The following is a 13,677-nucleotide window of genomic DNA, read 5'->3' on the forward strand; positions in this document are numbered from 1 at the left end:
GCCTCCTGTCCCTCATGGAGCCACCGTAACTGCCAATGATCTGGATGCCATAGCCTTGGGTCAGCGTTTCAACTGAGCTGCCCGGTGAAGGATCGTGCAGCGGGCGGTCAGGCCGGGTTAGCTGCAGAATTCGAGGCAAGGACGTCATTGCGGATTGCCCAACGCGCGATGGCTGCCGCTGCGCCAACGGTGGCCCATGGGATCAGTGGCCAGAGCTGCCAGCCGAGGCCCAGGACGCTTCCCAGTAGCCAGAACACGAAGGTGGGCACCGCGAAAAAGGCTCCGATGTGGATGCATTGGTTCCGGACGGGGCGCAAAAGATAGGCCAACACCCAGGCCAGTGGCGCCGCAAACACCAGGGAAACTCCGAAGCCATACAGAATCACCATGCCCAAAAAGCCCCATACGTGGCCGGCGTCGGTGCCGTCCCGCAAGGCGGGCACACCATAGCCTGCCGCCACCAGAAGAAGTAGCACGCCCACCCAGAGCGAGGTGGCGATGAGCCAGCCCTTGATGAACGCGTACGCATCCAGGACCACCCTGTGTGACGGAACTGCCTGCGACCGCGCCGCATCCCCCAATGCCATGGGCTTAGCCTACCGATGCGCAAAGACTTCCCGCCCGTGCCGAGGGTGCGGCCGTCCGATAGGGGATCGGTTAATGAGACAGGCGGTGGCTCGCCCGGGGCTCCAGGAGTTCCCGGCGCCACAAGGGCTGTGAATCGCCGCGGTATTTGGGCCGCATGTAATGGCGCTTTTTGACGCAACCAGTGCTGTAGGCTCCGATTCGAACCTTGGAGGACTGATGCTGAACTACTTTCGCGAGACGCAAGAGGCGCGATTTGCAACCCCTGCGCGCCGAATGTATGGCTATGTCTCGGCCGGCATCGTGGTTGCCGTCATGGCATTGGTCTTTGCGGGTCTCGCACCAATATGGATTTCCTGGGCCACCTTCGTCGCTTCTTGCGTTCTGGACGCCGTCCTGACCAGAAATTGGATCAGGGAAGACGCGCTCCAAGCCTACCGACGCGAATATCCCCGCTGACGTCGCTCCGGCTCGCGGGCAACGTAATGACAGCGGCTCCAACGACCATCATCGAAACAAAACGGGGGAAGCTTTGGACCAACGTCCGACACATCACACTGGAAAGCCACCGGTACTGTCCGTCGTCCATCTTGTCCTCAGCCTCTGCGCCTTGGCGACAACAAGCGCCGCGGCCATCCTGTGGAATCCGATCGACACAGACTTCATCACTCGCGCCGACAATGCGGGGTGGGACATGACCATGCTCCTGCCTCACCAAATGGAAATCTCGCTCGTCGTCAATGCGTCAGTTCTCATAACCTTTGTCCTCGTCGTGACCGCGTTCTATGGAGTGCTGGCATCACGCCGGCGGGCCAAAGACTCACACGGAGCAAGCGCATGAGCTACGAGCGGCGCCTGACCTTCAACCTAAGAATGCGTGGGTTGTCCGAAGCCGAGATCGCCGGAGTACTCGACGAGGTGCGGGCGCATGAGGCCGCCGCAGGGAATCTAGCTAACGCCGAATTCAGCACGGCCGAGGACTACGCGAAGCAGTTCCCCAGGAAGAAGAGGCGGACACGGGGAAGCGCCATCGTGGTCATCGGGGGAGTATTGGCGATCGCCTACATTCTCTTCGAGATCCTCCTCGCGATCCTCTTCAGAGTCGATATTCGAGAGTACGTCGGCCCGATCACGCTCTGGCCGGGGCTCGTATTGATCCTTGCTGGGACCTTGGCTGGATTCCTGACCGATTACTTCCAGCCAGCCGGAGCTCACGAGCCCGCTAAGGTTCCCCAAACGGGACGGTGACAACGCCAATCAGAGCTGCGAGTTAGCCGCCACTTACCGCTAACAGTCACAGCCAAACACGACTCGCGAGCTATAGGCGTCCCATTAAGGGTTCCCCTAACGGACCAGTGCTGGTGGCGATGCCTCAGGGATTCGACTTCGTACGTTGGTGGTCCGGCCGCCGACCGGCATATGGGACGAGAGAGCCGTCGACGGAAGCTGCAGTTAACCGCAATTCCCAGCTAACAGTCACAACGGTGGGCAGATCTTTCTCGGCGTGTCGGCCACCGCCAAAAGGCCGCCCGAATACTACCGTAACGGTCTGCTGTCGACGTGCCGCTACGGCGTCGAGGTGCACCGAGTGCGTCCCCGCCTGACTGACTGACTCACTCGACCGTTCATGCGTTTCATTCTTCCAGCAAGGACCCACATTCCTGCTTAGCAGTCACATCGACTCGGCCGCAGCATCTTGCAGCCCATCCCCTAACGGGACGGGTTATGTTCAGCGCATAATTACTCCGTTCAGGTCCAACAGGAAGCCGGGCGCCAGGAAGGGACCAGCAAATACCTTGACGCTGGACTGGTCCGCGAGATCCAGCTCCGTCAGGCTGACTTCCCCTTCAGACGTTCCGGCAGCCAACCCGGCCGCGTCCAGGACCTCATGACGGCGCCTTTCCGGGACGCGTTCAGTGCAGTTTCAGTACACCGGTTTCCCGGGTTCCACGTCCCGCACCCACGCCAGGATTCCGCCGTCGAGATGGCTGACCCGTTCGTAGCCGGCGGCGCGTGCCGCCGCGAGGACGGCGGCCGACCGGGTGCCGCCCTTGCAGTGGAACACGATGTCCATGTCCTGCGGCAGCTCGTTCCAGGCCTCCCCGGCCAGGATCCGGCCCTGCGGGATCAGCACGGCCCCGTCGATCCGGACGATCTCGTACTCCCCGCTCTCACGCACATCCACGAGGTGGAAGTCCTTGAGCCCGGCCTTGCGGGCGGCCAGCATGGTGGCGAGCTGGGTGGCTGTGACGGTGTGTTCGGTACCGGCGTCGGCGGCGGGGGTGATGCCGCAGAAGGCCTCATAGTCGGTCAGTTCCGTAATGCGATCCGCCTCCGGGTCCCGGGACACCTTGATTTCGCGCCAGGTTCCGCCCAGGGCGTCGAAGAGCGCCACCCGCCCCAGCAGAGAGCGCCCGACGCCGGTGATCAGCTTGACGGCCTCCGTCACCATGAGCGATCCGACGGCGGCGCACAGCATGCCGAACACCCCGCCTTCCCCGCAGGACGGCACTGAGCCGGCCGGCGGCGCCTCCGGGTACAGGTCCCGGTACGTCGGCCCGTGCTGCTCCCAGAAGACGCTGACCTGCCCGTCGAAGCGGAAGATCGACCCCCAGACGTAGGGCTTGCCGAGGATCGCGGCGGCATCGTTGACGAGGTAGCGGGTGGCGAAGTTGTCGGCGCCGTCGAGAATCAGGTCGTAGCCGGCGAACAGCTCCAGGGCGTTGGAAGCGTCGAGCCGGACGTTATGCAGCCGGACGTCGACGAGCGGGTTCAGTGCTGCAATGGCGTCGCGGGCGGACTCGATCTTGGGCCGCCCCACATCCGCGACGCCGTGGATCACCTGCCGCTGGAGGTTGCTCAGGTCCACGACGTCGTCGTCGATGATGCCCAGGGTCCCCACTCCGGCAGCGGCCAGATACAACAGCGCGGGTGAACCGAGGCCGCCGGCGCCGATGACGAGCACCTTGGCGTTCTTCAGCCGGCGCTGACCGATGGACCCGATCTCCGGAATAATCAGGTGCCGGGAGTAGCGTTCCACCTCTTCCGGGCTGAGGTCTCCCGCGGGTTCAACGAGTGGACCAGGCACCCGATCAGGCAGCGGTTCCGTGGGTGCGGGTGCGGCGGGTGCAGTGAACTTGGAAGCCATACTTCAATCTATGCCCGAAGATACCGCCAGGTCATATTACCCGCGCGTAAAGTGAACGTAACAGCAAGCGAAAGAAGGCCGCAGTGGTTCATCACGCACCGGTTGAACATGGTCCTGCCGGGAAGTCGGCGTCCGGGCAGGCCCGGAGCGGCGGACACCGGTCGGCGCGTCTGCCCCGCGACGAACGCCGGGCGCAATTGCTGGCTGCCGCCCAGGAAGTCTTCGTTGCCAACGGTTACCACGGTGCCGCGATGGATGAAATCGCCGAGACCGCGCATGTGAGCAAACCGGTGCTCTACCAGCACTTTCCCTCCAAGCGTGAGCTCTACCTGGCGCTGCTGGACAGCCATCTGAGCAAGCTCATCGATCTGCTGCTGGGGGCGCTGAACTCCACCACGGACAACGATGAGCGCGTCCAGGCCGTCATGCGGGCCTATTTCCGGTTCATCGCCAGCGACGACCAAGCCCACCGTCTCGTCTTCGAATCGGACCTGATCAACGATCCCGACGTGAGCGCCCGGCTGGAGAGGTTCAACAAGACTTTCGCCGACGCCGTCGCCGGGGTCATCGCCGAGGACACCAAGCTGCCCGAGCTTGAAGCCCAGCTGCTGGGCCGCGGACTCGCCGGAATGGCCCAGGTCAGCGCACGGTACTGGCTGGAAACTGACGGGAATCTCGATCTCGATGTGGCCAGCGGCCTGATCTACCGTTTAGCTTGGCGCGGAATCTCCCGCTTCCCCAAGGAGTCCTAGGCTACAAATAGAGATGACGCTTTGATTTATTCGACTTTGATTGGCTGGGAGGCCTTGCTGTGGAAGTAAAGATCGGCATTCAGAACATCGGCCGCGAAATTGTCCTGGAATCAGCGCAGGATGCAGACGCCGTGGCCAAGGTGGTTGCAGAGTCCCTCTCCAAGGGCACCGAGCTCCGCCTCACGGATGAGAAGGGCCGCCAGATCATCATCCCGGCGAATGTCCTGGGCTACGTTGAAATCGGCGCCGAAGAGCAACGCCGCGTCGGTTTCGGCGCCCTCTAGCCACCGCGGAACGCGGCTGCCATCCCCACCAGAAGGCAGCAGCACTGCCGTTCCCATCAGAAGTAGGAGTCCGAATATGCTGTCCCTGATTGTGGTTGCCATGGTGACCGTGGCCGCGGGCTTCGTGGTCTGGGCCAACGACAAGCGGCACGCCAAGTACGGCATCAGCGTCCCGGCGGGCGTTGCCCTCGCCGCCGGGATGCTGAGCTGGATCATTTTTATGGCGGCCGGGCTCGGCTACCAGCCGGGCCTGACCTGGATTCCGTGGATCCTGCCGATGGTCATCGGTCCGGCGGCCGCCGCCGCAGCGGTGCTGTACCTTGGCCGGCACCGCACCCGTAAGGACACGTCCCGGCTCACCGCCATCCTGCGTCTCTAACGCGCCGCCGGCCGGGCTACCAGACGGGGCCGGCCGGCGGCCGGCTTCAGGCCTTGGGCAGTTCCGGCCCGTGGCCTTCCTCGGTGCAGAGGCACAGCCTGTTTCCCTGCGCATCCGTGACCACCACCCAGTCGGGTGCGTGGTCATGGTTCATTAACGCCCCCGTGGCTGCCGTCTTCTCCAGCGCCGGCGCGGATTCGGCCTTGCTGCGGTGGATATCGAGGTGGAGGCGGTTGGCGTTGGGCGTGGACGTCTCCTGGAACCAGAGTGCCGGGCCGCGCCCGTACGGGTCCGTCAGGTCACCGGAGCTGCCCCTGCGGTAGCCAAGGGCCACCCGCCAGACCTCGGAAATCGCCGCCGGGTCCTCGGTATCGATGCCCACCTCGACGGTCCGGTGCAGGCCCGGCTCCGCGGTGGCGCCGAGCCGGGCTGCCGCCTCGCTGGCCGCCGCCGCGGCCGCGGTGTCCCGCGGCGTGACCTGGCCGCCGGCGTCGTGGGAGCTGTATCGGACAAATACCCGGTTGTAGCGCCAGTCCAGATCCGGGTGGTGGTCCTGCTGTTCGGCGGCCAGGCCGACGGCGGCGACCAGCTCAAGCGCCGCGGCCGACGTCGGCGCCTTGAAGACCGACACCAGCCCGCCGAGGCGGTATCTCCAGTCCGGCAGTCCGGCCAGGGCGGCATCGACCTGGCTCTGGCTGAGGACGTCGTCGGTGGTTCCCATATCGGCTCCCTTGCTGGCTGGGTTTGCGGGTCCGGGCCCGAAGCTGGGCCTAGAGGAATTCGGCCCGTCCTTCCATGGCGGAGGATGCGAGCGCGTGCTCCCGGCGCGGGATTCTGCCCGCCTTTTTCGCCAGCCTACCCGCCATGACCGCATGCTTGAAGGCCTCCCCCATGAGCGCCGGATTCTGGGCCCGGGTCACCGCGGTGGCCAGCAGCACGGCATCGCAGCCGAGCTCCATGGCCAGGGCCGCGTCCGAGGCGGTGCCGATACCGGCGTCCAGGACCACCGGCACCGAAGCCCGGGAGACAATCAGCTCGATGTTGTGCGGGTTGAGGATGCCGAGCCCGGTCCCGATCGGTGAGCCCAGCGGCATCACGGCGGTGGCGCCAAGGTTCTCCAGCCGGAGGGCCAGGACGGGGTCGTCGTTGGTGTAGGCGAAGACCTTGAAGCCGCGTCCCACGAGCTGCTCGGTGGCGTCGACGAGTTCCACGGCGTCCGGCAGCAGGGTGTGCTCGTCGGCGATGACTTCCAGCTTCACCCAGTCGGTTTCGAGAGCCTCGCGGGCCAGTTCGGCGGTCAGCACCGCGTCCCTGGCGGTGAAGCAGCCGGCGGTGTTGGGCAGCACGCGGATGCCGTGGTCCACGAGAAGCTGGAACAAGGAGCCTGCCTCGGTGGGCGAGTAGCGGCGCATGGCGACGGTGGTCAGTTCCGTGCCCGACGCCACGAGGGCCGTCCCGAGGCCGTCCAGGCTCGGCGCTCCGCCGGTCCCCAAGATCAGCCGCGAACCGAGCCGCACGCCGTCGATAACGAACGGATCGGCGGTGCCCGGCGATGCTTCCGGGGCTGCTGAACGTGTGGTTGCTTCCATGGCGCTCATCCTCCCTGTACTGCCGTGACCAGCTCGACGTCGTCACCGTCGGCCAGCGCGGTGCCGTGCCACTGGCTGCGGGGCACCACCTCGGCGTTGCGGGCCACAGCGACGCCGAGCTTCCGTCCATCCGCGGACTGGCCGTTCGGGGCCAGCGTCCGCCCGGTGACCTGGCTGACCAGGGTGCTGACGGAGGCACCGTCGGGAACGGTGTGCTCCGAGCCGTTGAGGCTGATGTTCATAGCGTTTCCTTGCTTTGTTCGGGATTGCTGTGTTCTGGAAGGGGACGGGTGTGGTGCGGGGTGGGGTGTTGAGCGGCGGCGGTGAACCGGTCGGGCCGGAAACGGGCCCAGCGCGGGTCTGCCGTGCCGTCCAGCAGCTGCCGGCAGATCCGCGCGGCCGCGGGGGTCAGCAGGATGCCGTGCCGGAAGAAGCCGGTGGCGATGATGAGTCCCCCGACGTCCCCGTCGCGGCCCGGAGACCGGTCCGTGACGCGGCCCAGCAGCGGGGCGTTGTCCGGTGTTCCGGGCCGCGCCCGGGCGGTGGCCTCCAGCAGTTCCAGCTCGGCGACGGCGGGGACCAGCTGCTGGGCGTCCCGCAGCAGCTGGTAGACGCCGCCTGCGGAGACGGCACCGGCGCCGGGCGCATCGGGCTCCGAGAGCGTGTCCTCGCGCTGGGTCGCCCCGATCACCACTGTGCCGTCCTGCCGGGGGACGATGTACACCGGCACGCCGCGGACCAGGCCGCGCACCGTGGAGCCCAGGAGCGGCCTCAGATGCGCGGGGACCCGGAGCCGGAGGATGTCGCCGTGGACCGGCCGCAGCGGCAGGTCCAGCCCCGCGGGCAGGCCCGCCAATGCCGCGGCGCCCAGCCCGTTGGCCACGATGGTCTCCCGGGCCCGGACCTTCCCGCCGCCGGCCAGGCTGACCCCGCCGACCCGCCCGTCCTCCCACCGAAGTCCGGCGGCGCGCCGGGGAACCAGGCAATATTGGCTGTCCGCCGCCAGCAGGGCCGCGATCCGGGCGATCAGGCGGCGGGGATCCACCTGGTGGTCGGCGGGGATGTCGAAGGCGCAGGAGATGCCCGGGCTCAGCAGTGGTTCGCGTCCGCGTGCCTCGCGGACCGTCAAGGGCTGCACCGCGAGTCCGCAGGCCTGCTGCACGGTCCGGAGATCGGCGAGCGCCCGGCGGTCGGCCGCGTCGGCGCCGACCACCAGGGTCGGCGTCGTGAGGTATCCGGTCCCGGCGGCTAGTCCGCGGTTCGTCCCGGCGGCTGCTCCGGCGGCAGTTCCGGCGGCGGTCACGCGGTCCGCGGGGACGCCGTCGTCTCGCTCCAGCCCCGCCGCAAAGTCAGGCCACAGCCGTGAGGATTCGAGCATGAGCTCCAGCAGGCCCTCCTCCTGGTAGTGGAGTTCACTCACGGGGGCGAGCATGCCGGCGGCTGCCCAGCTCGCGCCACTGCCGGGGGCGTCATCGATCAGGGCAACGGAACGGCCGGACTGCCTGGCGGCCCAGGCGATGCCATGGCCCACCACCCCGCCGCCGATCACGGCGACGTCGTAACATTCCCCCGCTGTGACGTCATCAGGCGCGTCGTCAGCGGGGTAACAGTTCGTGGGGTCATAACTGCCTGGGGTGCCCATGGAGGATTCCTTCCCTACGCCGGTACTAACCGGATCAGGTCAAGCGGTCGGCTCTGACGCCCTCTCAGCCCTCCGGCGTCGAACGCCAGTGGCGAACGGCTGCGGCGGGCTCCCGCGGTATGGCCCCAGTTTAGAGGAACTAGGCTGGGGGCATGAGCCAGGATGCCGTCCACACCACCGCCCGCCTGTACCTGTGCACCGACGCCCGCAAGGACCGCGGCGACTTCGAGGCCTTCGTGGATGCCGCCTTCGCCGGCGGAGTCGACATCATCCAGCTGCGCGACAAGTCCCTGGAGGCGGCGGAGGAACTCGAACTGCTCGAGGTCCTGCATCAGGCAGCCCACCGGCACGGCCGGCTGTGGGCGGTTAATGACCGCGCGGACCTCGCCTCGGTGTCCGGTGCGCCGGTGTTCCACATCGGCCAGAAGGACATTCCGCTTGCAGCCGCACGGGGCTTCCTCGGCAAGGACACCGTGATCGGACTCTCCAGCCACAGCCCGGATCAGGTGGATGCCGCCATTGCGGCCGCCTCCGGCCGGAGCGGGCTGGACTACTTCTGTGTGGGGCCGGTGTGGGCCACGCCCACCAAGCCCGGCCGCGCCGCCGTCGGTCTTGAACTGGTGCGGTACGCCGCGGAGGCGATCCGTCGGGCCGAGGCGGCAGCCCCCGGCACGGCCAACGGCACGGCCGACGGCACGGCCGACAGCACGGCTGACGGCACGGTGCCCTGGTTCGCCATCGGCGGCATCGACCTGGGGAACGTGGAGCAGGTGGTGGAGGCCGGTGCACGCCGGATCGTGGTGGTCCGGGCCATCACCGAGGCTGACGATCCCGCCGACGCCGCCCGCGCCCTGCTCGCCTCCCTCGACGCCGCGGAGTCCTGAGCGCGGAGACCTGATCCTTGGTCAGGGACCGCGCAGGCGGGCTACCCGGCGAGCCCCAGCTGCAGCATCCGGTGTGAGTGGTTGGCCGCAAGTTCGGCGGTCAGTTCGCGGACCAGCTCCCGGGACCGTTCCTCGTCCGCGCCGATCAGGCCGCCGAGGAACGCGTGCTCGAAGCTGACCCGCCGGGCCTGGGTCAGGGCCTCCCCCAGCAGACGCCTCGCCCACAGGGCCAGCCGCGACGCCAGCCGCGGGTCGTCGGCCAGAGCCGTCTGGAGCCGCTCACGGAGCACCGCCGTCGCCCCCTCATCGGCCTGGATCCGCTCGACCAGATCGCGCGTCGAGGCGTCGACATGGCGGGCCACGGCCCGGTAGAAATCGGCGGTGACGGTGTCGATCACGTAGGCCTTCATGAGCGATTCGAACCAGTCGGCCGGGCGGGTGCGTTCGTGGAAGTGGTCCACGGAGGGCTGGAAGGGCAGCATGGCGGCCTCCGGGTCCAGGCCCATGTCATCAAGCCTGGCACTGACCAGTTCATAGTGCTGGAACTCGATCACGGCAATCCTGCCCAGCACCGCACGGTCGTGCAGGGTGGGCGAGTAGCGGGCGTCGGAGGACAGCCGTTCGAACGCCGAAAGCTCGCCATAGGCCATCACGCCGAGCAGATCCCTGAGAAAGCTGTCGTAGCGGGCCGGATCGGCCGGGGATGTGCTCATGATCCAAGACTAATCGCGGGAATCGGGCTAATCTGATTTTCGTGTCACATCATCGCCTGACCCCCAGCGTCCACCGGCAAAACAGCCAACTCGCTCTGGCGCTGAACTCGCTGCGCACCACGCTGGAACTGCCCGGCGCCTTCCCCGAGGACGTCCTACGGGAGGCCAAGGAGGCCGTGGCCGGGCACGAACTGCCGGAGCTGGATTTCACCCACATCGAGTTCGTGACCATCGATCCGGAATCCTCCACGGACCTGGACCAGGCCCTCCATATCGGCCGCGCCGGTCCGGGCTACAAGGTGTACTACGCCATCGCCGACGTCCCCTCCTTCGTGATACCCGGCGGGGTGCTCGACGCCGAGACCCGCCGCCGCGGCCAGACCTTCTACACCCCGGACGGCCGCATCCCGCTGCATCCGGAGGTCATCAGCGAGGAAGCCGGCAGCCTGCTCGCCGGCCAGCTGTGCTCCGCCTTCGTCTGGGAATTCGAGCTGGATGCCGCCGCCGAGGTCTCCTCGGTGCTGGTGCGCCGGGCCCAGGTCCGCAGCCGGGCCAAGCTCAATTACCAGGGGGTCCAGGCGGAGCTCGACGCCGACACCGCGGCGCCCGTGCTGCAGCTGCTCAAGGAAGTCGGGATCAAGCGGGTGGAGCTCGAACGGCTCCGCGGCGGCGCCAGCCTGAACATGCCGGAACAGGAAATCGAGCAGCTGCCCGACGGCGGCTACCGGATCGTCGCGGCCCCGCCCCTGCCGGTGGAGGACTGGAACGCCCAGATTTCGCTCATGACAGGCATGGCGGCGGCCGGGATCATGCTCGAAGGCAAGGTCGGGATCCTGCGCACCATGCCCGCACCGGACGAGAACTCGCTGGCGCACTTCCACCGCCAGACCCGCGCCCTAGGCAAGCCCTGGGACGGCGAAATGAGCTACGGCGAATACCTGCGCACCCTTGACCCGACGGACCCGCAGCAGCTGGCGATCGTGCACTCGGCCGGCATGCTGTTCCGCGGGGCCGGCTACACCCCTTTCGACGGGACCGTTCCGGACGCCGCCATCCAGTCCGCCATCGGCGCCGCCTATGCGCATTCCACCGCGCCGCTGCGCCGGCTGATCGACCGATTCGTGCTGGTCATCTGCGAGGCGCTCAGCAACGGCGCGGACGTTCCCGCCTGGGCCCGCGCGGCGCTGCCTTCGCTGCCCTCGATCATGGCGGCCTCGGACCAGCTCGCCGCCAAACTGGAGCGCTTGTCCCTGGACACGGTGGAGGCGGCCTTGCTGAGCAACCGCATCGGCCAGGAGTTCGACGCCGTCGTCATCTCCGGTTCCAGGCCCGCCAAGAACGGCAACGGCGGCAGCAACGGCAAGCCGGGGAACGGCAAAAACGGGAACGGGAACGGCAACGGCAACGGGCCGTCCGGGATCGTCCAGATCGCCGAGCCGGCGGTCACGGCACGGTGCCCCGGCGAGCTGGAATCAGGCACCCAGGTACGGGTCAGGGTCCTGTCAGCCGACATCGCCAGCCGGGAGGTCCGGCTGGAACTGGTGGGCTGATCCCACGTTGTTCCGGCAGGCTTTCCGCGCTCCCTGCCGGCCACCGGCACGGTCAACGGCACGGTCAAATGCGCGGTCAGTCGAGGTTCCGGGCCGCGTACAGCTAGACTGAAGGGGTAGATATGGATGCCCGGTCGTTGATTTCATTGATTTTCGAATTCAACAAGCCCGCCCCTACGCGATCTTGAGATAGACCCGCTGGTCCCAGTGCCAGCATTTAGATAGCCCGCGATCGGCTTCCACTGGATTTGCTTGCGCGCCTGAGCGTGCTCCGGAACGGCCTCCCGGCCGGCCCCGTTGAGCAAGCAGCGCAGCCCAAAATGAATAAGGAAACTCCCCCGTGAGTGAATTGCACACGCACCAGCTTCTGACCGACGAATCCGGAACGGAAACGATCGAGCCGGAAGAGACCATCATCTCGGACGAAAAGCCGCACGAGATTGCCGAGAAAACTTTCGCCGACTTCAACGTCCGCGCCGACATCGTGGAGTCGCTGGCCGACGCCGGTATCACCCACCCCTTCCCGATCCAGGCCATGACCCTGCCGGTCGCCCTCAGCGGCCACGACATCATCGGCCAGGCCAAGACAGGCACCGGCAAGACGCTCGGCTTCGGCATCCCGGCGCTGCAGCGCGTCGTCGGACCGGACGACGCCGGCTACGACTTGCTGCCCGCGCCCGGCGCCCCGCAGGCCCTCGTGATCGTGCCCACCCGCGAGCTCGCCGTCCAGGTCGCCAATGACCTGCAGAACGCCGCCCGCAAGCGCAACGCCCGCATCACCACGATCTACGGCGGCCGCGCCTACGAGCCGCAGGTCGAGGCGCTGCAGAAGGGCGTCGAGGTGGTCGTCGGCACCCCCGGGCGCCTCATCGACCTCTACAAGCAGAAGCACCTCGTCCTGAAGAACGTCAAGATGGTCATCCTTGACGAGGCCGACGAAATGCTGGACCTCGGATTCCTCCCGGACGTCGAAACCCTCATCGCAGGCACCCCCGCCGTCCGCCAGACGCTGCTGTTCTCGGCCACCATGCCCGGTCCGGTCGTCGCCATGGCCCGCCGCTACATGACCAAGCCGACCCACATCCGCGCCGCCGACCCGGACGACGAGGGCCTGACCAAGCGCGACATCCGCCAGCTGATCTACCGCGCGCACAGCATGGACAAGATCGAGGTCGTGGCCCGCATCCTGCAGGCCCGCGGCCGCGGCCGCACCATCATCTTCACCAAGACCAAGCGCACGGCCGCCAAGGTTGCCGAGGAACTGGTGGACCGCGGTTTTGCGGCCGCAGCCATCCATGGCGACCTCGGCCAGGGTGCCCGCGAGCAGGCGCTGCGCGCCTTCCGCAACAACAAGGTGGACGTCCTCGTCGCCACCGACGTCGCCGCCCGCGGCATCGACGTCGACGACGTCACTCACGTCATCAACTACCAGTGCGTCGAAGACGAAAAGATCTACCTGCACCGCGTGGGCCGCACAGGCCGCGCCGGCAACAAGGGCACGGCCGTGACCTTCGTCGACTGGGACGACATGCCCCGCTGGGGCCTGATCAACAAGGCCCTCGGCCTGAGCGTCCCGGAACCGGTGGAAACGTACTCCTCCTCCCCGCACCTCTTTGAGGAGTTGGACATCCCCGCGGGCACCAAGGGCCGCCTGCCCCGCGACAAGCGCGTGCTGGCCGGCGTCGACGCCGAAGTCCTCGAGGACCTCGGCGAGACCGGCAAGAAGAACGCCCGCCCCAGCGGCCGCGACGGCGGACGAGACAGTGGACGCGACAGTACCCGCAGCGGCGGACGGGACAGCGGCAGTACCGGCAGTGGCCGCGGAGCCGGTCGTGAGTCCGGCCGCGGTGCGGAACGCGACAGCACCGCTGGCGGCGGCCGCAGCAGCCGCCGCAGTGGCGGCGAGTCGGCCGGGCGCTCCGGGGACCGCCGTCGTCGTCCGGCCGCCGAGGCTGAGGCAGCAACCGGCCAGGCTCCGGAGGCGGCAGCAACCGCGACGGCACCCGCCAGGGCCGCAGCGGCAACCACCGAGGTGGACCGCGCCACCCGTGCCCGCCGCCGCACCCGCACCCGCCGCCGCAACGGCGAAGTTGTCGCCGGCGAGGCGCAGCAGGCCAGCTCCCAGCCAAGCAACGCCGAGGCCTAAACCCC

Annotated in this window: 16 protein-coding genes and 1 riboswitch; of the genes, 9 read left to right on the forward strand and 7 right to left on the reverse strand. The window is 67.6% G+C overall.

Annotation, left to right across the window (positions count from 1 at the left end; translation table 11 throughout):
• Window positions 1-107: 107 nt before the first annotated feature.
• Window positions 108-587 (reverse strand): hypothetical protein, encoded by a 480-nt coding sequence (locus tag ABIB26_RS16060; protein WP_354245201.1) that lies wholly within the window; start codon window positions 585-587, stop codon window positions 108-110.
• A gap of 160 nt (window positions 588-747) precedes the next feature.
• Between ABIB26_RS16060 and ABIB26_RS16065 the strand changes: the two genes are divergently transcribed.
• From ABIB26_RS16065 to ABIB26_RS16075, 3 genes are all read left to right on the forward strand, one after another.
• Entirely contained in the window at window positions 748-1,044 is a 297-nt protein-coding gene (locus ABIB26_RS16065) for a hypothetical protein (protein ID WP_354245204.1), read from the forward strand.
• Window positions 1,045-1,195: 151 nt separating this feature from the next.
• The gene (locus tag ABIB26_RS16070; RefSeq protein WP_354245207.1) at window positions 1,196-1,426 is read left to right on the forward strand and encodes a hypothetical protein; all 231 of its coding nucleotides are present in this window, start codon (window positions 1,196-1,198) and stop codon (window positions 1,424-1,426) included.
• Complete coding sequence (locus ABIB26_RS16075; protein ID WP_354245210.1) at window positions 1,423-1,833, forward strand: hypothetical protein; 411 nt, start codon at window positions 1,423-1,425, stop codon at window positions 1,831-1,833. The genes ABIB26_RS16070 and ABIB26_RS16075 overlap by 4 nt, the downstream gene beginning before the upstream one ends.
• Before the next feature lie 676 nt (window positions 1,834-2,509).
• On the opposite strand, the gene moeB is transcribed toward ABIB26_RS16075, so the two are convergent.
• On the reverse strand, window positions 2,510-3,733 hold the full coding sequence (gene moeB, locus ABIB26_RS16080; RefSeq protein WP_354245213.1) for a molybdopterin-synthase adenylyltransferase MoeB: 1,224 nt from the start codon (window positions 3,731-3,733) through the stop codon (window positions 2,510-2,512).
• Between the two features lie 83 nt (window positions 3,734-3,816).
• Between moeB and ABIB26_RS16085 the strand changes: the two genes are divergently transcribed.
• The 3 genes from ABIB26_RS16085 (at window position 3,817) to ABIB26_RS16095 (ending at window position 5,148) form a co-directional block, all read left to right on the forward strand.
• Window positions 3,817-4,485, forward strand: a complete 669-nt coding sequence (locus tag ABIB26_RS16085; protein ID WP_354245216.1) for a TetR/AcrR family transcriptional regulator — start codon at window positions 3,817-3,819, stop codon at window positions 4,483-4,485.
• A 59-nt stretch (window positions 4,486-4,544) separates the two neighbouring features.
• Window positions 4,545-4,769 (forward strand): DUF3107 domain-containing protein, encoded by a 225-nt coding sequence (locus ABIB26_RS16090; RefSeq protein WP_354245218.1) that lies wholly within the window; start codon window positions 4,545-4,547, stop codon window positions 4,767-4,769.
• Window positions 4,770-4,845: 76 nt separating this feature from the next.
• Window positions 4,846-5,148, forward strand: coding sequence for a hypothetical protein (locus ABIB26_RS16095; RefSeq protein ID WP_354245221.1), 303 nt, complete (start codon window positions 4,846-4,848; stop codon window positions 5,146-5,148).
• A gap of 46 nt (window positions 5,149-5,194) precedes the next feature.
• Here the strand turns inward: ABIB26_RS16095 and ABIB26_RS16100 are convergent, their stop codons facing one another.
• The 4 genes from ABIB26_RS16100 to ABIB26_RS16115 form a co-directional block, all read right to left on the reverse strand.
• The gene (locus ABIB26_RS16100; RefSeq protein ID WP_354245224.1) at window positions 5,195-5,869 is read right to left on the reverse strand and encodes a 4a-hydroxytetrahydrobiopterin dehydratase; all 675 of its coding nucleotides are present in this window, start codon (window positions 5,867-5,869) and stop codon (window positions 5,195-5,197) included.
• Between the two features lie 49 nt (window positions 5,870-5,918).
• Window positions 5,919-6,737 (reverse strand): thiazole synthase, encoded by an 819-nt coding sequence (locus tag ABIB26_RS16105; RefSeq protein ID WP_354245226.1) that lies wholly within the window; start codon window positions 6,735-6,737, stop codon window positions 5,919-5,921.
• 5 nt (window positions 6,738-6,742) lie between these two features.
• Complete coding sequence (thiS, locus tag ABIB26_RS16110; protein WP_354245229.1) at window positions 6,743-6,979, reverse strand: sulfur carrier protein ThiS; 237 nt, start codon at window positions 6,977-6,979, stop codon at window positions 6,743-6,745.
• A complete protein-coding gene (locus ABIB26_RS16115; protein WP_354245232.1) occupies window positions 6,976-8,379 on the reverse strand; it encodes an FAD-dependent oxidoreductase in 1,404 nt (467 codons plus the stop codon). The genes thiS and ABIB26_RS16115 overlap by 4 nt, the downstream gene beginning before the upstream one ends.
• A riboswitch (TPP riboswitch) is annotated at window positions 8,373-8,505 on the reverse strand. It overlaps the preceding gene by 7 nt.
• A gap of 26 nt (window positions 8,506-8,531) precedes the next feature.
• Between ABIB26_RS16115 and thiE the strand changes: the two genes are divergently transcribed.
• Entirely contained in the window at window positions 8,532-9,263 is a 732-nt protein-coding gene (thiE, locus tag ABIB26_RS16120) for a thiamine phosphate synthase (RefSeq protein WP_354245234.1), read from the forward strand.
• A 41-nt stretch (window positions 9,264-9,304) separates the two neighbouring features.
• Here thiE and ABIB26_RS16125 read toward each other — a convergent pair whose 3' ends face one another.
• Window positions 9,305-9,976, reverse strand: coding sequence for a ferritin-like fold-containing protein (locus tag ABIB26_RS16125; RefSeq protein WP_354245236.1), 672 nt, complete (start codon window positions 9,974-9,976; stop codon window positions 9,305-9,307).
• Window positions 9,977-10,017: 41 nt separating this feature from the next.
• On the opposite strand from ABIB26_RS16125, the gene ABIB26_RS16130 reads away from it, so the two are divergent.
• Both ABIB26_RS16130 and ABIB26_RS16135 read left to right on the forward strand, forming a co-directional pair.
• On the forward strand, window positions 10,018-11,526 hold the full coding sequence (locus ABIB26_RS16130; RefSeq protein ID WP_354245239.1) for an RNB domain-containing ribonuclease: 1,509 nt from the start codon (window positions 10,018-10,020) through the stop codon (window positions 11,524-11,526).
• A gap of 340 nt (window positions 11,527-11,866) precedes the next feature.
• Entirely contained in the window at window positions 11,867-13,672 is a 1,806-nt protein-coding gene (locus tag ABIB26_RS16135) for a DEAD/DEAH box helicase (RefSeq protein ID WP_354245241.1), read from the forward strand.
• The last annotated feature ends 5 nt before the right edge of the window (window positions 13,673-13,677 follow it).

The organism is Arthrobacter sp. UYEF20, from assembly GCF_040546335.1.
Taxonomy (GTDB): domain Bacteria; phylum Actinomycetota; class Actinomycetes; order Actinomycetales; family Micrococcaceae; genus Arthrobacter.